This window comes from Achromobacter sp. 413638 (genome assembly GCF_043119405.1).
Taxonomy (GTDB): Bacteria; Pseudomonadota; Gammaproteobacteria; order Burkholderiales; family Burkholderiaceae_B; genus Achromobacter.
Genome location: NZ_JBICCO010000018.1, coordinates 23,935 through 42,798, shown reverse-complemented (window position 1 = coordinate 42,798; position 18,864 = coordinate 23,935). Strand labels below are relative to the sequence as shown.

Genomic DNA, 18,864 nt, shown 5'->3' with positions numbered 1-18,864 from the left:
AACTAGAACGTTAACGATCAATACCGTACCTACACAGGATTCCCATGGCTCTGCAATGCGGCATCGTCGGCCTGCCCAATGTCGGCAAATCGACGCTTTTCAACGCTCTGACCCGCGCCGGCATCGCCGCCGAGAACTATCCGTTCTGCACCATCGAGCCCAACGTGGGCGTCGTGGAAGTGCCGGATCCGCGCCTGCAGAAGCTGGCCGAGATCGTCAAGCCCGAGCGCATCCTGTCGGCCACGGTCGAGTTCGTGGACATCGCCGGCCTGGTGGCCGGCGCGAGCAAGGGCGAAGGCCTGGGCAACCAGTTCCTCTCGCACATCCGCGAGACCGACGCCATCGTCAACGTGGTGCGCTGCTTTGAAGACCCGAACGTGATCCACGTCGCCGGCAAGGTCGACCCCATCGCCGACATCGAGGTCATCGAGACCGAGCTGGCGCTGGCCGACCTGCAGACCGCCGAGAAGGCCCTGCAACGCCACCAGAAGACCGCGCGTTCCGGCGACAAGGAATCGCAGCGCATCGTGGCCGTGCTGGAAAAATGCGTGGCCCAGCTGAACGAAGCCAAGCCCATCCGCGCGCTGGACCTGACGACCGAAGAAAAGGCCGACATCGCCCAGCTCTGCTTCATCACCGCCAAGCGCGCGATGTACGTGGGCAACGTGGCCGACGACGGTTTCACCAACAACCCGCTGCTGGACCGCCTGACCGAGTTCGCCGCCAAGCGCAACGCGCCCGTGGTCGCCATCTGCGCCGCCATCGAGTCCGAGATCGTCGACCTGGACGACGCCGACCGCCAGGCCTTCCTGAGCGACATGGGCATGGAAGAGCCGGGCCTGAACCGCCTGATCCGCGCCGCCTTCAAGTTGCTGGGCCTGCAAACCTACTTCACCGCAGGCGTGAAGGAAGTGCGCGCCTGGACCGTGCCGATCGGCGCCACCGCGCCCCAGGCCGCCGGCGTGATCCACACCGACTTCGAACGCGGCTTCATCCGCGCGCAGACCATCGCCTACGAGGACTACATCGCCTACAAGGGCGAACAGGGCGCCAAGGAAGCCGGCAAGATGCGCGCCGAAGGCAAGGAATACATCGTGCAGGACGGCGATGTGATGAACTTCCTGTTCAACGTCTGATCCCGGCCCGCGCACCCGCTTCCCACGGAACGGATGCGCCCAGCGGCAAAAGCCGAGACCCACCATCTGGCGGGCCTCGGCTTTTTTTCATAGCGCCTCATCGCGCCTCAGCGCCCGCGCTTGCGCCTGATCGCCACTTCATACGCCCGCAGCGTCTCATCCATCTTGCGCCCCAGCTGGAAGTTGTCTTCGGCGAAGACGCGCGCCTGCTCCACGACCCGACGCGCCCGTGCGGGATCGCTCCAGATGCCGGCCACATGCCCGGTGAATCCGGCCACGTCGCCCGGCTCGGCCAGCCAGCCGGTCGCGTCCGGCTTCACGATCTCGGGCAGTCCGCCCACATTGCTGACCACCACCGGGCAACCGGCGGCGAAGGCTTCGGGCACGACGCGCGACCAGGCCTCGTTGGACGAGGGCACCAGCAGCGCGTCGGCGGCGTGGATCACCTGGTCGATGTCGCCGCGATGGCCGGCGAACACGGTATGGGCCGCGATGCCCAGTTCATCGGCCAGCGCGCGCAGCCGGGGGCCGAAGGCGGCCTTCTCGGCGGTGGGCGTGCCGACCACCAGCGCGATGGCGGGGATCGCGCGCTGGCGCAGTTGCTGGACCACGCGGAGCAGGTCGTCCTGGCGCTTTTCCGGGCGCAGCATGCCGATGGTGGCGACCACGAAGGCGTCGGCGTCCAGCCCGAGTTCGGCGCGCATGCGCTGGCGCAGCGCGGCCTTGTCCACGTCCAGGAAGAAACGCTGGTCGGCCCATTCGCCGACCACGCTGACGCGCTCGGCCGGCGCGAAGCCGGCTGACACGATGTCGTTGCGGCCTTCGCCGCTGGTGGCGATGACGTGATGGCAGCCGACGCGCCATTCCAGGCGTTTGCGCAGGCTGGTGCGCAGGTACTTGGCGAAATGGCGGGTGCGCACGACGGCGCACAGGTCCTGGCACAGCGCGCTGGTCTTGCCGTCCGCGCGGCTGTGGGCGTCGATGACCTCGATGCGCAGGCGCTTGACCAGCCGGCGCAGCCCCAGCACGGTGGACGGCGAGTAAGCGGATTCGAAGTCGATGCCCACGGCTTCCAGCGAGCGCTCGTGCGCCGCCTTCAGCGTCTCGCTGCCGGGCGGCGCGGCGATGGCCACGACATGTCCTTGCTCCTTGAGCCACTGCGCCTGTTCCAGGACGCGGAATTCCATGCCGCCCAGATGGGAGCCGGCCAGGGTGTGCAAGATATGCATGAGGGTCGAAAAAGAGGGAGGGCGCGCCTTGCTGGAGGCCAATCCGGCTGGAAGCGCTGGAGAGGCCGTGGCGTGGCGCGCGGGCCGTTCGCGCCGCGTGGCCAGCGGGCGGGGGCGGTGGCGCTGGGCGCGGCCCTGGAGCCGTGCCTGCGGCTTGGCCGCGTCCTGCCGCCCGGGTAGCGGCGCGTGGCTGGATTCTAGGGGCTTTTCGGGAAATGTAAAGACGGCCCGCGCTGGCGGGCCGGCATGAGACTCGCAAGCGCGGCCTGTGGATTCGCGCGTGGAGTGGCGGGGCGCGTTCAGTCGCGTTGCGCGTGACGGGCGACGGATCAGGACGCCAGCGCCGCCCGGCAGGCCAGTCCCGCCAGATACAGTCCGACGCCGAAGGACGCGTGCGCCATCAGGCTGCGCAGCCGCGCTACCGGCGGGTTGGGCGTCCTGGATGCGGCGATGCCCGCGCCCATGCCGGGCTGCAGGATGAAGAAGGGCGCGGCCACCGTGCCGATGCCGACCAGCAGCGCGGGCAGGAAGGTCGGGTGCTGCGCCCATTGCGGTCCGGCGATGCGCAGCAGCAGGGCCGCGAAGACGACGCCGATGGCGTAGTGCGCGATCCAGCCGATGGCGGCTTCCGCCGCGACCGGTTCGGCCTTGCCGATGTTCGGGTGGATAAACCGTCCGCGCGGCAGATGGCCGATCCAGCGGCCTACCATGGCGTAGTTCAGGCCGGGGATGTTGAAGCAGCGCTTGATGAACAGCGCCCAGGCGTCCATGACCAGCGTGGCGCCGGCGCCGATCAGCAGGATGCGGACGAGGAAATCGGAATCGATGGTCATGGTCTCGGGGCGCGTGGCAGGATATGAAAGCGCCATTCATTCAATAAATTAATTGAATGATATTAAATATCAAGACGACCTGTCAACGTCGGCTTCGGCCGGACCGTTGGCGCGCGCCGGCCGGTTCATCGCCGCGGCGCTCAACAGGATCAGCGCCGCCCCGGCGATCTGGATGGCGTTCATGCGCTGATCGAACGCCAGCGCGTCCACCAGCATCGCGACGATGGGGTAGATGAAGGACAGCACGCCGATGAGGCTGGTCGCGGTCTTTTGCAGCGCGCTGTAGAGCAGCGTCGACATCAGGCCGGTGTGGACCACGCCGATCGCGACAAGCAGGCCCCAGGCGCGCGGCTGGTCGGGCAGGGCGGCCGAGGGCGACATCAGCGCCGCGCCGATGAGAAGCTGGATCAGCACGATCAGATGCGGCGGCACGCCCTTCAAGCCCTTGGCGATGATGGCGGCGATCGCGTAGAAGAACGCGGCGCCCAGGGCCAGCGCGACGCCGGTGGCGAACGAGCCGCCCGCATGCAAAGCCGCTGCCGGCCGGCCCGCGACGATGGCCGCCAGGCCGCCGAAGGCCAGCGCCAGGCAGGCGAGCTTGCGCGCGCCCGGTTTCTCCTTGAAGCACAACGCGCCCAGCGCGACCAGCATGAAGGGCTGCGTGTGATAGACGATGGTGGCGACCGAGATGGACGCGTGGCCGTAGGCGCCGAACAGCAGCGTCCAGTTCAGCGCCAGCGCCACGCCGCCCAGCACGCACAGGCCAGCCTGGCGGCGGCTCAGCAGGCCCGGCCGCAATTGCCCCAGCCAGCCGCAGACGGCCAGCATGGCCAGCGCGCCGAACAGGCAGCGCCAGAACACCGCGGCGCGCGGCGATACGCCGGCCGCCAGCACGAACCAGCCGACGGTGCCGGAAATGATCATCGCGGCCGTCATTTGCAGGGCGCCTCGGGTGTTGTCGGTGATGGGCATGAGTCGTCGTGGCTGGCGCCGGCCTTTCATATCGAACGATGGATTGATATAGTGAACATATATTTAATATCGTTCGTCAAGTCGAACGTTCGGGTCCGCGAAAAACAAGCGGGCCTGTCATGGATCGGACCTGCAACATGCGCCAGCAACCTTCTCCCAGAGCGGATTCCGCAGCCAGCAACGCCGCGTCGCCGGCCCCCATCGGCCTGCTGGCGACCGCGCTGCGCCGCGAGCGCGAACGCGCCGGCATGTCGCTTGCCGAACTGGCCCGGCGCGCCGGGCTGGCCAAATCCACCTTGTCGCAGCTGGAGTCGGGCACGGGCAATCCCAGCCTGGAAACGCTGTGGGCGCTGGCGATGGCGCTGGATGTGCAGGTCAGCCGGCTGATCGGCGAGGCCCAGGCCAGGGTGCAGGTCATTCGCGCGCACGAAGGCGTTGCCGCCGTGTCCGAGCAGGGCAACTATGCGGCCACGCTGCTGGCCGCCTGCCCCGCGGGCGCGCAGCGTGATGTGTACCGGGTGCGGGCGCAGCCCGGCGAAGCGCGGCTGTCCAAGCCGCATGGCCCGGGCATGATCGAGCATGTGATCCTGGCGAGCGGTCGCGCGCGGATCGGGCCGCTGGGGCAGGAGGTGGAGCTGGCGCCGGGCGATTACATCCGCCATGCGGCCGACGTGCCGCATGTGTTCGAGGCGCTGGCGCCCGACACCGTGGCTGTGATGCTGCTGGAGCACGGCTGAGCGTTTGAACTTGTCTTGAGGATGATCCTCGCTTTAAGAATCTTCCCGCAGACTGAGCCCCGTGTCTTGCCTATAGTCTTGTCGCCAAGAGGTGGAAGGAGCGGGCCATGAAGTCGTGGGCGATACGGATTGCGTTGGTGGGGGCGGCATTCGGCGTGGTGACCTGCCTGTCCAGCGCCTGGGCGCCCGTGGCGCGCGCGCCGTTGGCGCAGGACCAGCCGATCGAGGACTAGCCGCGATGGCCGAGACGCGCGTATGACGCTGGCACGCGGTCTCCGATTTGTTACGATAGCGATATCTGCATGCCGGCGTCGCCGGCGCTTTCCGCAGGCTTTTCCTTCAAGCACGCTTCTTCTCCGGCGCCGCGCCGCGGATCTGGCCGGCGAGGGGATTTGCCGCCGAAGGCAAATGGATTTCAAAACGCCCGCGGCCCGGCCGCCGGCGAAGCGCCAGCGCCGCGCGGCAGCGCGGCATCATAGGGATTTCCAGTCGAGGTACCGACGGGGCAGCAATGAAAACGTGGTTCAAGCGCATATTGATAGGCCTGGTAGTGTTGGTTGTCGTGGCCGTCGTTGGCCTGGCCATCTTCTTGCTGACATTCGATCCCAATGCGTACAAGTACAAGCTGGAAGAGCTTGTCAAGGAACGCTATGACCGCACCCTGACCATCGACGGCGAGATCGAGCTCTCGCTGTTCCCGCGTATCGGCCTGGCCGTGCAGGGCGTGTCGCTGTCCGAGGCAGGCAGCAAGGAAACCTTCGCGTCGATCGACAGCACGCGCCTGGCGGTGGCGGTGTGGCCGCTGCTGTCCAACAGCTTCGTGGTGGACCACGTCGCCATCAGCGGCCTGAAGGCGCGCGTGATCCGCGGCAAGGACGGCCAGTTCAACTTCAGCAACCTGGTGGGCGGCGCCGCGCCGGTGGTGACCGCGCCGGCCAATCCGGCCGAGGCCATCGCGGGCGCGGCCCAGACCGCCGCGCAGGCCGTCACCAGCGGCACCCTGCCGTCGTCGGGCAGCAACATGCAGATCGATATCGCCGGCCTGGACCTGAAGGACGGCGAGGTGCAGCTGCAGGACGCCATCTCGGGCATGGCCGTGGCGGTGACGCGCATCAACGCCAATACCGGCCGCGTCACCTTCAATCAGCCTTTCGACGTGCGCCTGACCGCCAAGCTCGAAGGCGGCAATCCGCGGGTGGACGCCAACCTGACCGGTCAGGCGCTGCTGACGCTCGATCCTTCGGCCAAGCGCTATGCCGCGCAGAAGCTGGATCTGCGGGTCGATGGCAAGCTGCCCGGCGCCGAGGCCAAGAGCCTGTCCATGCGCGGCAATCTGGCGTTCAACGGCCAGAAGTCGGCGTTGGACCTGTCCGCGCTGGAAGTGCTGTTCCAGGGCGAGATCACCGATCCGGCCGCGCGCGCGACCAATGTCGAAGCCAGCGTGGCCGTGCCCAAGCTGTCCATGGATCCGCACAAGAGCCAGCTGCAGATCGAGAAGCTGGCCGTGCGCGCCAAGGGCGGCCTGGCCGACGGCCCGTTTGAATTCGCTGTTGACGCGCCCGCGCTCAATATTTCCCCGGCATCCGCCACTGGCGAGGCCCTGACCGGCCGCGTGCGCGTGGGCGGCCTGGACGCCAGCTTCGGCCTGAACGGCATCAGCGGCAACGCCGGCGAGCTGGACATCAAGGAAGCCAAGCTGGACAGCACGTCCAAGAGCGGCGAGCGCATCGTCAAGCTGAACTTCGCCTCGCCGCTGTCGCTGAACCTGCTCCAGCGCAGCGGCGGCCTGTCCGGGCTGCGTGGCGACGTCAACATCACCGATCCCGGCCTGCCCAAGGGCAGCCTGCAGATCCCGGTCATCGGCAGCCTGAACGTGGATCTGCTCAAGGATCAGGCCAGCACCAAGATCAACGCCGTGCTCGAAGGCGGCAAGTTCGACCTGAGCGCCGACATCAGCAAGCTGCGCGACACGCCGCTGGTCAATGTCGCGCTGGCCGTGGACACGCTGGACCTGGACAAGCTGGCGCCGCCGGCCGCGGCCGCGCCCGCCAAGGCGCCGGCCGAAGGCAAGAAGGACGAATCCAAGCCCGCGCAGCCGGCCCCCGCGCCGGCCGCCGACGACAATATCAACCTGTCGGCCCTGGTCGGTCCCAGCGTCAACGGCACGCTCAAGATCGGCAAGCTGGTGGTGCGCGGCCTGAAGGCCGACGACGTGGCCGCCACGGCGAAGCTGGATAAGGGCAAGCTGGACGTATCCAGCCTGACCGCCGGGCTGTACGGCGGCAAGCTGGCCGGCACCTTGAGCCTGGATGCGGCGCAGGGCAATCAGATCGCCACCAAGCTGTCGCTGGCGGGCATCGCGATCGAGCCGCTGCTGATGGACCTGGCGCAGAAGAACGTGCTCAGCGGCACGGGCAGCCTGGCGCTGGACCTGAAGACCGCGGGCGCCAACGCCTACGCCATGAAGAGCGGACTGGGCGGCACGCTGCAGCTGCGCCTGCGCGACGGCGCGGTCAAGGGCATCAACCTGACCCAGACGTTGCGCGAGCTCAAGGCGGTCATCTCGCCCGATGCGCAGGACCACACCGTGGCCGCCGACAGCAGCAAACAGACCGAGTTTTCCGAGATGGACGCCGACCTGGCCTTCACCAAGGGCGTCGCCGCCGTCAAGCGCCTGAACTTCGTTTCGCCGCTGCTGCGCGTGACGCAGGGCGAGCCGGCTTCCATCGATTTTGTCCGCAACGAGCTGGACCTGGTGGCGCGCGCGCGCGTCGTCAATCCGTCGGCCAGCGAGGAAGGCAAGGAACTGATCGACCTGAAGGACGTGACCATTCCAGTTCACGTCCGGGGCACGTTCGACAAGCCGTCCTATACCGTGCTGTGGAAGGAAGCCATCGGCGGCATTCTCAAGCGCAGCCTGGAGAACAAGCTGCGCGACGCCGTCACAGGCAAGGGCAAGGGCGGCGCGGCCGTGGACAAGGCGCTCAAGGGCCTGCTGGGACGATGAGCGACGCGCCGCAGCATCAGCCCGTCGCCGAGTGCGGCCTGACCGCGCAGCCCGAGGCCGCGCCCTATCACCGGCAATGGCTGGTGGCCAACGATTCGGGGCAATGGCTCAACCGCGAGCTGTGCCCGCGCCTGGCCGAGGTGTCGGTCGAGCTGCGCATGGGCTACCTGGTGCTGAAGGCGCCCGGCATGCTGCGCATGGACATCCCGCTGGACGTGATCGAGGACGACGACAGCGTGCGCTACAGCATGCGGGTCGGCGAGCAGGTCATCGACGTGGTGGACGAGGGCGAGCTGGCCGCGGCCTGGATCTCGAACTTCGTGCAGGTGCCCTGCCGCATCATGAAAGTGCATCCGGACACGCCGGTGTCCGCCTGGCCCGCTGCTTGAGGCGCGTGCAAGCCGGCACGTTTTACACGGCCGGTTTGCGCTGCTTGTACTCAAACAGGGTGTGTGCCAGCAGGCCCGCGACCAGGCCCCAGAAGGCCGAACCGATGCCCCAGAAACTGAAGCCCGAGGCGGTTGCCAGCAGCGTGATCAGCGCGGCCTCGCGCCGCGCCGGATTGGCCATGGCGGTGGCCATGCCGCCCATGATGGTGCCCAGCAGCGCCAGGCCCGCCAGCGCGGCCAGCAGCGCCGCGGGCAGCGCCTGGAAGAACACGGCCACGGCGCCGGCCACGATGCTCAGCGCGAAGTACGACAGGCCGTAGGTGGCGGCGGCGATGTAGCGCTTGGACGGATCGGGATGCGCCTCGGGGCCGGTGCAGATGGCGGCGCTGATCGCGCCCAGCGTGACGCTGTGCGCGCCAAAGGGCGCGGCCAGCAGCCCCAGGACGCCGGTGGCGGCGACCAGGCGCGACGCGGGCGGACGATAGCCGGAGGCCTGCAGGATGGCCAGACCCGGCAGGTTCTGCGAGGCCATGGCCACCACGAACAGCGGAATGCCCAGGCTGATGGCGGCCTGCGCGCTGAAGACCGGCGTGGTCCAGACGAATTCGGTCAGGTGCAGATTCAGCTGGTCGGTCTGGATGAGGCCCTGCGCGGCGGCCACGGCCACCGCCACGCCCATCACCACCAGCACGGCGTAGCGCGGCGCCCAGCGCCGGCACAGCAGGTAGGCGGCGCACATGGCCAGCACCAGCGCGGGCTGCTTGCCCAGGCTGGTGAAGACGCCCATGCCGAAATTGAGCAGCACGCCGGCCAGCATGGCCGCGGCGATTTCTCCGGGAATGCGGCGCAGGATGGGATCGATCCAGCCGAACAGGCCACAGGCCAGCGTCAGCGCCGCGGCCAGCACGAAGGCGCCCACGGCTTCATTGAAGGGCACGCCCGCCAGCGCGGTCACCAGCAAGGCCGCTCCGGGCGTGGACCAGGCCATGACGACGGGCAGGCCGGTGCGCAGGCTGTAGGCCGCGCCGCCGGCGCCCAGCACTAGGCTGAGCGAGCCGATCCACGAGCCGATCTGGGCGGCGTTCAGGCCGGCCGCATGGCCTGCCTGCACCATCAGCACGGCGGTGCCGCCGAAGCTCACCAGCACGGCGACCAGGCCGGCGGCGATGGCCGAGGCCGAGATATCGCGGCGGGCGTGGGGGCGGGGAGAGGGAACGGAGTCTGGCTGGGCGGCGCCGCTCATGCGGCACCCGTCAGGCGGCGGTACTTGGCCATGAGCTGCTCCTGGCCTTCGTTCCACTGCGGATGCAGCTCGATGCACTCCACCGGGCAGACCACCTTGCACTGAGGCTCGTCATGATGGCCGACGCATTCGGTGCAGCGGTCGGGGTCAATGACGTAATACTCGTCGCCCATGGAAATCGCGTCGTTCGGGCACTGGGGCTCGCAAACGTCGCAATTGATGCATTCTTCGGTGATGGTCAGGGCCATGATGGGCGGCGGAGTCTGGCTGGGGGCTGGCCCATTGTAGCGCCGGGCCGCGCGGGCTCCCCGGCATGCCCATGCCGGCGACGGGCGTATCAACGCAAAGGGCGCCGCTGGGGCGCCCTTCCGGAGATGACGGGGACGGGTTCGTTCAGCCCGGCCAGGACTGCTCGCGCCGTTCCTTGGCCTTTTCCTGGAGCCAGCGTTCGACCGAGGGGAACACGAACTTGCTGACGTCGCCGCCCAGCTGGGCGATTTCGCGCACGATGGTGCCCGAGATGAACTGGTACTGGTCCGAGGGCGTCATGAACAGCGTCTCGACGTCCGGCAGCAGGTGGCGGTTCATGCCGGCCATCTGGAATTCATATTCGAAGTCGGACACGGCGCGCAGGCCGCGCACGATCACGCGGCCGCCCTGGTCGCGCACGAAGTCCTTGAGCAGGCCGCCGAAGCTCTGCACTTCCACGTTGGGATAGTGGCCGAGCACTTCGCGCGCGATCTCGACGCGCTCGTCGATGCTGAAGAAGGGCTTCTTGTTGCGGCTGTGGGCGATGCCCACCACGACTTTGTCGAAAAGCGCGGCGGCGCGGCGGACCAGGTCTTCGTGTCCTCTGGTCAGCGGGTCGAAAGTGCCGGGATAAACAGCGATGATCATGCGAGCTCCGTACCGTTATAAGTGGTGTACACCATCCTCCGAAGCTCGGATTATTGATCTATTTGCGCAATGCAGCAAATTCCAGCAGATGGTAGTGGACGGCGCCGGCCTTGTCCTGGCGCAGGATCTGGAATCCCGGGGGCGGTTCGACGGGGGTTTCGGCCTCGACATAGACCAGCCCGTTTTCGGTCAGGATGCCCGGCAAGAGCGGCCACAGGCGCGGCAGCCAGCCCTGTCCGAAGGGCGGATCGAGCAGGATCAGGTCAAATCGGGACGCATCCATCCGCTCCGTGACCTGCATCGCGTCGCCCACATGGATGCGTATCATGTCGGCCTTGAGTTTGTCGCGCAGCGTCCGCAGCGCGGACGCCGCCGTCCTGTCGCGCTCGACCATCTGCACATGCGCCACGCCGCGCGAGGCCGCCTCGAAGCCCAGCGCGCCGCTGCCGGCGAACAGGTCCAGCACCTGCTTGTCGGAGAACTCGCCGCCCCACAGGTGATTGAGCCAGTTGAACAGCGTCTCGCGCACCCGGTCGGGCGTGGGGCGCAACGTCTCCACGTCGGGCACGGCAATGGGGGTGCGCCGATATTGGCCCCCAACGATACGAATATACTTGTTACCCATGTTCAGCCGCTTCTTCAAGAAAAAAACCCCTCCGCCCGCCGCGCCGGTTCAGCCCGCGCCGCCGCCGGAGGCCGTGGACGCCGCTCAGGCGCCCGCGATCCCCGCCGCGCCGGCCCAGACGGCCGTCGCGCCCGCCATTCCGGCGCCCGCTTCCACGCAGCATAGCGCCGTCGCACAGCCGGTCGCGTCGCCGGTAGCGCCCGCGTCGTCGGCTCCCGTGGCGCCATCCGCGCCTGCCGCATACACGCCTGCCGCCCACACGCCCGCTGCCGCGCCGGTCGTCACGCCCGCGCCGTCGCTGCCCGCTGCCGCGGCGCCTGTGCCGGCCACGCCCGCGCCTGCTCCGGTGTCCGATGCGCGCAAGGCGCCTGACGCCGCCATTGAACCGCCCATCGCCGCGCAGGCGCCGCCGGTCCAGGCGCCGGCAATTGCCCCGGCGGTTGCTCCGGTCGCTGTTCCGATCATCGCTCCGGCCGTCGAGCAGGCGGTCGCGCCCGTCGCGCCGCCGCCCGTCCCGGCCCCGGTCGCCGAGGCCGCGCCGCCGGCGCAAGAGGCGCCGAAGAAGGCATCCTGGCTGAGCCGGCTCAAGCAGGGCCTGTCGCGCACCGGCCAGAGCATCGGCGGCCTGTTTGTCGGCGTGAAGGTCGACGAGAACCTGTTCGAGGAACTGGAATCGGCGCTCATTATGGCCGATGCCGGATTGGAGGCCACCGAGACGCTGCTCACCGCGCTGCGCGCGCGTGTGAAGAAGGAACGCATCGAGGACCCCGCCAAGGTCAAGGCCGCGCTGCGCCAGCTGCTGGCCGACCATCTGCGCCCGCTGGAGCGTTCCTTCAATCTCAAGGGCGCCAAGCCGCTGGTGGTGATGATCGCCGGCGTCAACGGCGCGGGCAAGACCACGTCCATCGGCAAGCTGGCCCACACCTTCCAGCGCCAGGGCGCCAGCGTGCTGCTGGCGGCGGGCGACACGTTCCGCGCCGCCGCGCGCGAGCAGCTGATCGAATGGGGCAGCCGCAACAACGTCACCGTGATCGCGCAGGATGGCGGCGATCCGGCAGCCGTGGCCTTCGACGCGGTCAATGCCGGCCGCGCGCGCGGCATTGACGTGGTCATGGTGGACACCGCGGGCCGCCTGCCCACGCAGCTGCACCTGATGGAAGAGCTGAAGAAGATCCGCCGCGTCATCGGCAAGGCCGACGCCGCCGCGCCGCACGAGGTGCTGCTGGTGGTCGACGGCAATACCGGCCAGAACGCGCTGGCCCAGATCCGTGCCTTCGACGCCGCCATCAACCTGACCGGCCTGGTCGTGACCAAGCTGGACGGCACCGCCAAGGGTGGCACGCTGGCCGCCGTGGCCGCGGGCAGCCAGGGCGTGCGCCCGGTGCCGGTGTACTGGATCGGCGTCGGCGAAAGCCTGGAAGACTTGCAGCCCTTCGTGGCGGACGAGTTCGCCGGGGCGCTGCTGGCCGATTGATCACGATCGTGATCGCGCCTTGAAACGCCACGGGCGTCCTGCGAAGGACGCCCGTTTTTCATCCGCGACGCGGTGTGGCGGCGGACCTGCGTCCGCCTTACTTCCAGAACGGCTTGCTATGCGCCAGGTCGTCGAAAGCCTGCTGCGCTTCCGTCGCCAGCTCTTCCAGCCGCGCGCTGATCCAGCCCAGCGCGAACCAGGCCTGCGGGTGCGTGGCCGTACACGCCTCGTAGTGTTCCTTGGCCACGGCCAGGTCGTTGATCTCACCCAGGATGTCCTGCACGCGCGACAGCAGCTTGCGGTAGCCGCGCAGCTTGGCGGCGGGCAGCAGCGATTCGGCGAAGGCCAGGCTGTAGCGCAGCCGCTTGCCGCGCTTGCGCAGCTCGTGGCGCGCGGGAATGTCCAGCGCAGCGAACTGCAAGCCCTGGTCGGCGACCTTGCCGTGCCAGCGGCGTAGCCGCCGCGCCAGCTGCTTTTGCAGCCCGGGCGTTTCGGGCTCCGCGCCTTGCAGCGGAATGATGGTGGGCTGCACCAGCGCGCCGGGCACGCCGCCTTCCAGGCGGATGGCCGGCTCGGGCGCGGCGTCCGTGGGCGTGCCGTTGGCGATCGCGTGGCCGTCCGGCGCGGCCGCTGGCGGCGGCACGTCCAGGCTCCATTCCAGCAGGTCCAGCAGCCAGGCCTGGAAGGCCTTGCCGCCGGCGATGGTCCGGGCGTCTTCCTCGGGCGGGGTCGATTCCACGGGGATCACCGGCATGCCGGCGCGGGCCAGCGCGGGCGCCACGGTTTCGTTCAGCACGTCCTGGTCGCGGTTGGCGCCGAAGGCGGCGAAGTGCGCGCGCGCCTGCTGCAGCATGGCGTCGGGCACCGGCGCGATCCAGCCATCGAACAGCTTCCAGGCCGAACGCAGGCGGCGCACGCCCACGCGCAGCTGGTGCACGTGTTCGGAATTGCCGGCGCGGTACACGCCCTCGGTGTCCACTTCGGCCAGCACGGCGGCGTTGCGCGCGATCTGGTCCAGGCATTCGGCTGCGATGGCGCCCATGGCTTGCGGCGGGCTCATGTCCTCGCGCAGCTTGATCGCGGCCGCGCCGCGCGGCGCCCAGAACCGGGCGATGGCCTCGGCGCGGCGCGCCTGATGGTCGTCGCCGGCGGCGGCGTCGACCTCTGCCAGTTTGTGCGCCAGCTGCGCCAGCGCGTCGCCGCGCTCGGACTTGCTGCGCGGGTCCAGCACCAGCGCGTGGCGCTGTTGCCAGCCTCGGGCAGCGGCGAAGATGGCGCGCGGCTTGCCCGACACCAGTTCGAATTCCAGTTCGGATATGGGCAGTTCCAGCGTGCCCGCGCGCAGGATGCCGGTGTCATAGGCCAGCTCGACCATGCCGTGGCGCGTGCGCACGCGGCGCAGCAGGCGCAGCACGTCGGTCTCGTAGCGCAGGCCCAGCTCGCCCTTGATCGCCGCCAGCGGCGCTTCGACATCGGTGCCGGCATAGACCGACAGGTCCAGCACCGGACCGGGCCGCGGGTGATTCATTTCGATGCGGGTGATGGCGTCGGCGCCGGGCATCTTCAGCGTCTGCACCCAGTCGCGGCCTTCCAGCCGCAGGCGGATCGCGATGCGCGCCCGCGCCAGCTCGCGCTCGGGCGTATCGAAGTACATGGCATGCAGGCGGATGCGGGTGGCTTCGCGCTGCTTGATCTCTCGCTGTACGGCTTGGCGAGACGCCGCGGGCACGTGCAGTTTCAGTTCCTGTTCCGGCATGGCGGCGGGTGTCCAACGGCAAAAGCCGAGATCTTAATCAAACGGGAAGGATGATTTGATGACCGGTCATATTTATTTCACAAAACTCACACGGAGCATAGACCGGGCTGCAGTGCATCAACAATCATCCGCACGACGGGCGGTCGGACATTTTCGGCTTTGATTGCGTCCGCGCAATTACCCAGTTTCAGTGATAGGCAAGGGCGGGTCGAACTTTTCTAATTGTAATTGGCGGGCCGGACGCTTTATGCGGGGCCTCGATACCCATACGCGCCCGCCCCGGCATCGCCGGCGACGGGCCATGACAAGAGAAAAGAGAGGGCCCATGAACCGCGCGTATCGCATCGTCCTGAACCGAGGCACCGGCCAGTGGCGGGTGGCCGGCGAGCACGCCCGGGGGCGGGGCAAGAGCCGTTCGCGCGGCGTGGCGCTAGTGGCCGTATTGGCGGCGGCCAGCGCCACGCCTGCCGCACAGGCGCTGGCCGGTGCGGTGGCGATCGGCGACGTGACACCTGCGGTGAACTGGAACGACTCCAATGACCTGGTCATAGGCAATGCCGCGTTCGGTTCGCTGCTGATCGAGTCCCCGGCGACGATCGTGCGCAGCGCCAGCGGCTGGTTGGGAGCGACGCCGGACGGCGTGGGCACGGCGACGGTCTCGGGCCTGGGCGCGTCCTGGGAGGTCAACGGCCGCCTGGTCGTCGGCGCCAACGGCAGCGGCACGCTGATGCTCGCCAATCAAGGCATGGTCTCGGCGGGCGCCAATGGCCAGGGGGGTGTCGAGCTGGCCAGCAATCGCGACGCGGTCGGCGTCATCAACATCGGCAGCGCGCCCGGCGGCGCGGCCGTCGATGCCGCCGGCATCCTGATCGCATCGGAGGTGCGCTTCGGCGCGGGCCGCGGCACGCTGAACTTCAATTCGACGGGGGCCCATAGTTTCGCGCCCGCCCTGAACAGCCAACAGGCGGGGCAGCACCAACTCAATCACTACGCCGGCATCACGTTATTGCTGGGCGACAGTTCGCGGTTCGACGGCGATACCACCGTCACGGGCGGATCCCTGCTGATCACCAACATACTGGGCACCGAGACAGGCCGGATCGACGCCGGCGCGGCGCCTGGCGCCTCGGCCCGGGTCAACGTGTACAACACCGGCGCGACCTGGGCACTGACAGGCAACCTGTTCGTTGGCGGCAGCGGGCCCGGCAATCTGAATATCTATTACCAAGGCACGGTCTCGAATCATTTCGCCACGGTCGATGCGCGGCAGAATGGCGCGGCGACCGTGACGGTTTCGGATGTGGGGGCGCTCTGGAACAATCGCGCGGCGCTGCTGGTCGGCTCAGAGGGTGGCAAGGGCGGCGTGTCAGTCCTGGCGGGAGGGTATGTCGCCAGCGTCGACGGCGTCGTCGGGCGCCAACAGAACGGCAGCGGCGATTTCCTGGTGTCGGGGCGCGGTTCGACCTGGGCCAATGCCGGCGAGCTCAGGGTGGGCGACGTATCCGGCCAGGGCACCCTGAGCATCGAGTCGGGCGGCACCGTCTCGAACCGCGACAGCTATGTGGGCAGCATGAGCGGCAACGGTGAAGTCGTGGTGCGCGGCGCCGGTTCCACCTGGAACAACAGCGGTGCGATGATCCTGGGCTTCGGCGTGGGAACGGGCGCGGGCACCCTGACGATCGGGCAAGGCGGCGCTGTCAACGTCGGCGCCGCCGGCACGGGGATCGTGTCGCTGGCGCCGGACCGGTTCCTGATCTTTCCCACCCGCGGCACCCTCAATATCGGCGCGGCTCCGGGCCAGCCGGCTACGGGTGCGGGCACGCTCAACGCCAGCGCGGTCCAGTTCGGCGCGGGCATCGCCACGCTGAGCTTCAACCATACCGATACCGCCTACCGGTTCGCGACACGGTTGCTGAGCACGGGCAGCGGCGCGCACAGCCTGAACCAGATCGCCGGCACCACGTTCCTGGCGGGCGCCAATGGCGCCTTCCTGGGCAAGACCACGGTGTCTGGCGGCAAACTGGTGGTGCTGGGACAGCTGGGCGGTTCGGCGCAAGTGACGGGCGGGACGCTGCAGTATGGCGATGGCGCCTCTGGCGCGGCCAGCAGGCTGGCCGGCGACCTGAAGGTGTCGGGCGCGGGCAGCACGCTGGCGGTGCAGGGGCCGGCGACGTTGGGGGCGACGGGCGATATCGGCATGGCCGACCACACCACTCTCGACCTCACCGCCGGCGCCAACGGCGCGCCGCTGCGCGCCAACACGGTGACGCTCGGCGCCGACGTGACCTTCCGGCTGGGCGGCGTCGACAGCGCCAGCCCGGCCGAGGTCGTGCTGATCGACACCGCCGGCGGCATCAACGGTGACTTCGCCAGGATCAGCACCGGCGGCTTCGCCGGCGCCGTGGACTACCTGAGCGTCAACACGCGCAAGTCGGCGGACACGTTGCAGTACCTGGCCCGCTACGGCCTGGCCTGGACCGCCGGCAACAACCTGGCGCATGGCACGTTCACGCTGGCCAACGCCACGGATCGCTTCACGGTCGGCGCGGCGCTGGCCGACCAGGCCGCCAATGCCGCGACCGGCTGGAACGGAACCACGCTGACCAAGGCCGGCGCCGGGACGCTGGTGCTGAGCGGCGCCAATACCTACAGCGGCGGCACGACGGTCTCGGGCGGCACCTTGCAGGTCGAGCGCGACGCCAACCTGGGCGACGCCGCCGGGGGGCTGGCGCTCAACGGCGGCACGCTGGCGACCACGACGTCGTTCGATACGGCGCGCGCCATCACGGTGACGCAATCTGGCGGCTTCGACGTCGCCGCCAACACCACGCTGGGCCTGACAGGGGTGTTGTCCGGCGGCGGCGATCTCATCAAGGCCGGCGAGGGCGTGCTCGACCTGAAGGGCGATGGCGCCGGCTTCACCGGCCGCACGCTCGTCAACGGCGGCCGGCTGGCGATCAACGGCCGGCTGGGCGGCTCGCTCGACGTGGGCGCCGGCGGCGTGCTGGGCGGCAACGGGACGATAGGCGCGGGCGCGGGCTCGCGCGTGGCGGTCGGCGCCGGCGGCGTCCTGTCGCCGGGCAACTCCATCGGCACGCTGACCATCGACGGCGATCTGCTCATGCAGGGCGGCGCACGCTTCGTGGTTGAAACCGATCCGGCCGGCGCCGGCGCGGATCTGGTCCGCGTCACCGGCAATGCCACGCTCAATGGCGGCGCGGTGGCGCATGTCGGCGCCCAGGGCGACTATGCGCTGAATGCCAGCTACACCCTCATGGAAGTGCGCGGCACGCTGTCCGGCCGCTTCGATGCCGTGTCCTCCGACTTCGCCTTCCTGACGCCGAGCCTGGCCTACGATTACGGCGCCGGCCGCGTGTCGCTGAGCCTGGCGCGCAACGATACCCGCATGGCCTGGACGGGGGCGACGCGCAACCAGCGCGCCGCGGCCGCCGCCATCGACAGCATCGGCATGGGCAGCGGCAACCGGCTGTACGACGCCGTGGTGCGTCTGCCGGACGATCCGGCGCTGCTGCATGCGGGGTTCGATCAGTTGTCCGGTGAACTGCATGCCTCGGCCAAGACCCTGCTGTTGCAGGACAGCCGTTATCTGCGCGATGCCATGAGCGACCGTCTGCGCGAGGCCGCCGACGGCGCGCGTTCCACGCCCCTGCTGGCCGCCGCCGGGAAGGATGCGGGGGCGCTGGCAACCGGCGGGCAGGAGGGCGCGTATGGGCCGGCCAGCTGGATCCAGGGCCTGGGCGCCTGGAGCCGGACCGACGGCGACGGCAACGCGGCCGCGCTCAAGCGTTCCAGCGGCGGCTTCCTGATGGGGCTGGACGCGCCGCTCGCCCAGACCTGGCGGGTCGGCGTGATGGCCGGCTACAGCCGCAGCGATTTCGATGTGAACGACCGCGCCTCTTCGGGCCGCAGCGACAACTACCATCTGGGCGCCTACGGCGGCGGCCAATGGGGCGGGCTGGGCCTGCGCGGCGGCGTGGCCTACAGCTGGCACGACATCGCCACCCGCCGCTCGGTCGCCATGCCTGGCTTCTCCGACCGTCTCAAGGCCGGCTATGACGGCCGCAGCGCCCAGGCCTACGCGGACCTGAGCTATCGCATCGACCTGTCCGCCGTCGCGCTGGAACCCTTCGTCAACCTGGCTTACGTCAATCTGCGCACCGGCGGCTATCGCGAGAGCGGCGGCGCGGCCGCGCTGCATGCGGCAGGCCAGACGAGCGAGACGATCTTCTCGACCCTGGGCGCGCGGGCCACGTCGCGCTTCGAACTGGGCGGTGCGCAGGCCGCGCTGCGGGGATCGCTGGGATGGCGTCACGCCACGGGCGATGTGAAGCCGCAGGCCACGCAAGCGTTCTCCGCGGGCGAATTCTTCACGGTGGCGGGCGTGGCGCTCGCCAGGAACAGCGCGGTGATCGAGGCCGGCCTGGATCTGCAGGCCACTCGCAAGACCAGCGTCGGCCTGGCCTATCAGGGTCTGCTATCGGGGGCGGCGCGGGACCATGGCGTGCGCGCGAACCTGACCGTTCGTTTCTAGGCGCGGCAGGCTCG

At 69.1% G+C, this 18,864-nt stretch carries 15 protein-coding genes; 7 read left to right on the top strand and 8 right to left on the bottom strand.

Annotation, left to right across the window (positions count from 1 at the left end; translation table 11 throughout):
- Positions 1-44 precede the first annotated feature (44 nt).
- Positions 45-1,136 carry a redox-regulated ATPase YchF gene (gene ychF / locus ACEU5R_RS10005; protein WP_212314181.1) on the top strand — a complete coding sequence of 364 codons (1,092 nt, stop codon included), beginning with the start codon at positions 45-47 and terminating at the stop codon, positions 1,134-1,136.
- Between the two features lie 107 nt (positions 1,137-1,243).
- On the opposite strand, the gene ACEU5R_RS10000 is transcribed toward ychF, so the two are convergent.
- The 3 genes from ACEU5R_RS10000 to ACEU5R_RS09990 all read right to left on the bottom strand — a co-directional run bounded on the left by ACEU5R_RS10000 (position 1,244) and on the right by ACEU5R_RS09990 (position 4,170).
- Positions 1,244-2,365 (bottom strand): glycosyltransferase family 4 protein, encoded by a 1,122-nt coding sequence (locus ACEU5R_RS10000; RefSeq protein WP_392410030.1) that lies wholly within the window; start codon positions 2,363-2,365, stop codon positions 1,244-1,246.
- A 329-nt stretch (positions 2,366-2,694) separates the two neighbouring features.
- On the bottom strand, positions 2,695-3,198 hold the full coding sequence (locus tag ACEU5R_RS09995; RefSeq protein WP_392410029.1) for a DUF2938 domain-containing protein: 504 nt from the start codon (positions 3,196-3,198) through the stop codon (positions 2,695-2,697).
- 69 nt (positions 3,199-3,267) lie between these two features.
- Positions 3,268-4,170 carry a DMT family transporter gene (locus ACEU5R_RS09990; protein ID WP_392410028.1) on the bottom strand — a complete coding sequence of 301 codons (903 nt, stop codon included), beginning with the start codon at positions 4,168-4,170 and terminating at the stop codon, positions 3,268-3,270.
- 137 nt (positions 4,171-4,307) lie between these two features.
- Here ACEU5R_RS09990 and ACEU5R_RS09985 point away from each other — a divergent pair, with 137 nt between their 5' ends.
- The 4 genes from ACEU5R_RS09985 (at position 4,308) to ACEU5R_RS09970 (ending at position 8,303) form a co-directional block, all read left to right on the top strand.
- The gene (locus tag ACEU5R_RS09985; RefSeq protein WP_103271066.1) at positions 4,308-4,907 is read left to right on the top strand and encodes a helix-turn-helix domain-containing protein; all 600 of its coding nucleotides are present in this window, start codon (positions 4,308-4,310) and stop codon (positions 4,905-4,907) included.
- A gap of 107 nt (positions 4,908-5,014) precedes the next feature.
- Positions 5,015-5,140, top strand: a complete 126-nt coding sequence (locus ACEU5R_RS09980; RefSeq protein ID WP_392410027.1) for a hypothetical protein — start codon at positions 5,015-5,017, stop codon at positions 5,138-5,140.
- A gap of 278 nt (positions 5,141-5,418) precedes the next feature.
- Positions 5,419-7,914, top strand: a complete 2,496-nt coding sequence (locus ACEU5R_RS09975; protein ID WP_392410026.1) for an AsmA family protein — start codon at positions 5,419-5,421, stop codon at positions 7,912-7,914.
- Positions 7,911-8,303, top strand: coding sequence for an MOSC N-terminal beta barrel domain-containing protein (locus ACEU5R_RS09970; RefSeq protein ID WP_103271064.1), 393 nt, complete (start codon positions 7,911-7,913; stop codon positions 8,301-8,303). The genes ACEU5R_RS09975 and ACEU5R_RS09970 overlap by 4 nt, the downstream gene beginning before the upstream one ends.
- A 22-nt stretch (positions 8,304-8,325) precedes the next feature.
- Here ACEU5R_RS09970 and ACEU5R_RS09965 read toward each other — a convergent pair whose 3' ends face one another.
- The 4 genes from ACEU5R_RS09965 to rsmD all read right to left on the bottom strand — a co-directional run bounded on the left by ACEU5R_RS09965 (position 8,326) and on the right by rsmD (position 11,068).
- A complete protein-coding gene (locus tag ACEU5R_RS09965; protein WP_392410025.1) occupies positions 8,326-9,546 on the bottom strand; it encodes a benzoate/H(+) symporter BenE family transporter in 1,221 nt (406 codons plus the stop codon).
- Complete coding sequence (locus ACEU5R_RS09960) at positions 9,543-9,794, bottom strand: YfhL family 4Fe-4S dicluster ferredoxin (protein ID WP_103271062.1); 252 nt, start codon at positions 9,792-9,794, stop codon at positions 9,543-9,545. Before ACEU5R_RS09960 ends, ACEU5R_RS09965 begins: the two co-directional genes overlap by 4 nt.
- Before the next feature lie 145 nt (positions 9,795-9,939).
- Positions 9,940-10,443 (bottom strand): pantetheine-phosphate adenylyltransferase, encoded by a 504-nt coding sequence (gene coaD / locus ACEU5R_RS09955; RefSeq protein WP_103271061.1) that lies wholly within the window; start codon positions 10,441-10,443, stop codon positions 9,940-9,942.
- 58 nt (positions 10,444-10,501) lie between these two features.
- Complete coding sequence (gene rsmD, locus ACEU5R_RS09950; protein WP_103271060.1) at positions 10,502-11,068, bottom strand: 16S rRNA (guanine(966)-N(2))-methyltransferase RsmD; 567 nt, start codon at positions 11,066-11,068, stop codon at positions 10,502-10,504.
- A 379-nt stretch (positions 11,069-11,447) separates the two neighbouring features.
- Between rsmD and ftsY the strand changes: the two genes are divergently transcribed.
- Positions 11,448-12,542 (top strand): signal recognition particle-docking protein FtsY, encoded by a 1,095-nt coding sequence (gene ftsY / locus ACEU5R_RS09945; protein ID WP_392410054.1) that lies wholly within the window; start codon positions 11,448-11,450, stop codon positions 12,540-12,542.
- 97 nt (positions 12,543-12,639) lie between these two features.
- Here ftsY and ACEU5R_RS09940 read toward each other — a convergent pair whose 3' ends face one another.
- On the bottom strand, positions 12,640-14,298 hold the full coding sequence (locus ACEU5R_RS09940) for a CHAD domain-containing protein (RefSeq protein ID WP_392410024.1): 1,659 nt from the start codon (positions 14,296-14,298) through the stop codon (positions 12,640-12,642).
- Positions 14,299-14,623: 325 nt separating this feature from the next.
- Between ACEU5R_RS09940 and ACEU5R_RS09935 the strand changes: the two genes are divergently transcribed.
- Positions 14,624-18,850, top strand: a complete 4,227-nt coding sequence (locus tag ACEU5R_RS09935; RefSeq protein ID WP_392410023.1) for an autotransporter domain-containing protein — start codon at positions 14,624-14,626, stop codon at positions 18,848-18,850.
- Positions 18,851-18,864: the final 14 nt, after the last annotated feature.

Coding starts and splice junctions, on each gene's coding strand:
- ACEU5R_RS09940 (WP_392410024.1), bottom strand. CDS start 14,298: ATGCCGGAACAGGAACTGAAACTGCACGTGCCCGCGGCGTCTCGCCAA.
- rsmD (WP_103271060.1), bottom strand. CDS start 11,068: ATGGGTAACAAGTATATTCGTATCGTTGGGGGCCAATATCGGCGCACC.
- ACEU5R_RS09975 (WP_392410026.1), top strand. CDS start 5,419: ATGAAAACGTGGTTCAAGCGCATATTGATAGGCCTGGTAGTGTTGGTT.
- ACEU5R_RS09935 (WP_392410023.1), top strand. CDS start 14,624: ATGAACCGCGCGTATCGCATCGTCCTGAACCGAGGCACCGGCCAGTGG.
- ACEU5R_RS09960 (WP_103271062.1), bottom strand. CDS start 9,794: ATGGCCCTGACCATCACCGAAGAATGCATCAATTGCGACGTTTGCGAG.
- ACEU5R_RS09965 (WP_392410025.1), bottom strand. CDS start 9,546: ATGAGCGGCGCCGCCCAGCCAGACTCCGTTCCCTCTCCCCGCCCCCAC.
- ACEU5R_RS10000 (WP_392410030.1), bottom strand. CDS start 2,365: ATGCATATCTTGCACACCCTGGCCGGCTCCCATCTGGGCGGCATGGAA.
- ychF (WP_212314181.1), top strand. CDS start 45: ATGGCTCTGCAATGCGGCATCGTCGGCCTGCCCAATGTCGGCAAATCG.
- ACEU5R_RS09990 (WP_392410028.1), bottom strand. CDS start 4,170: ATGCCCATCACCGACAACACCCGAGGCGCCCTGCAAATGACGGCCGCG.
- ACEU5R_RS09995 (WP_392410029.1), bottom strand. CDS start 3,198: ATGACCATCGATTCCGATTTCCTCGTCCGCATCCTGCTGATCGGCGCC.
- ACEU5R_RS09980 (WP_392410027.1), top strand. CDS start 5,015: ATGAAGTCGTGGGCGATACGGATTGCGTTGGTGGGGGCGGCATTCGGC.
- ACEU5R_RS09970 (WP_103271064.1), top strand. CDS start 7,911: ATGAGCGACGCGCCGCAGCATCAGCCCGTCGCCGAGTGCGGCCTGACC.
- coaD (WP_103271061.1), bottom strand. CDS start 10,443: ATGATCATCGCTGTTTATCCCGGCACTTTCGACCCGCTGACCAGAGGA.
- ACEU5R_RS09985 (WP_103271066.1), top strand. CDS start 4,308: ATGCGCCAGCAACCTTCTCCCAGAGCGGATTCCGCAGCCAGCAACGCC.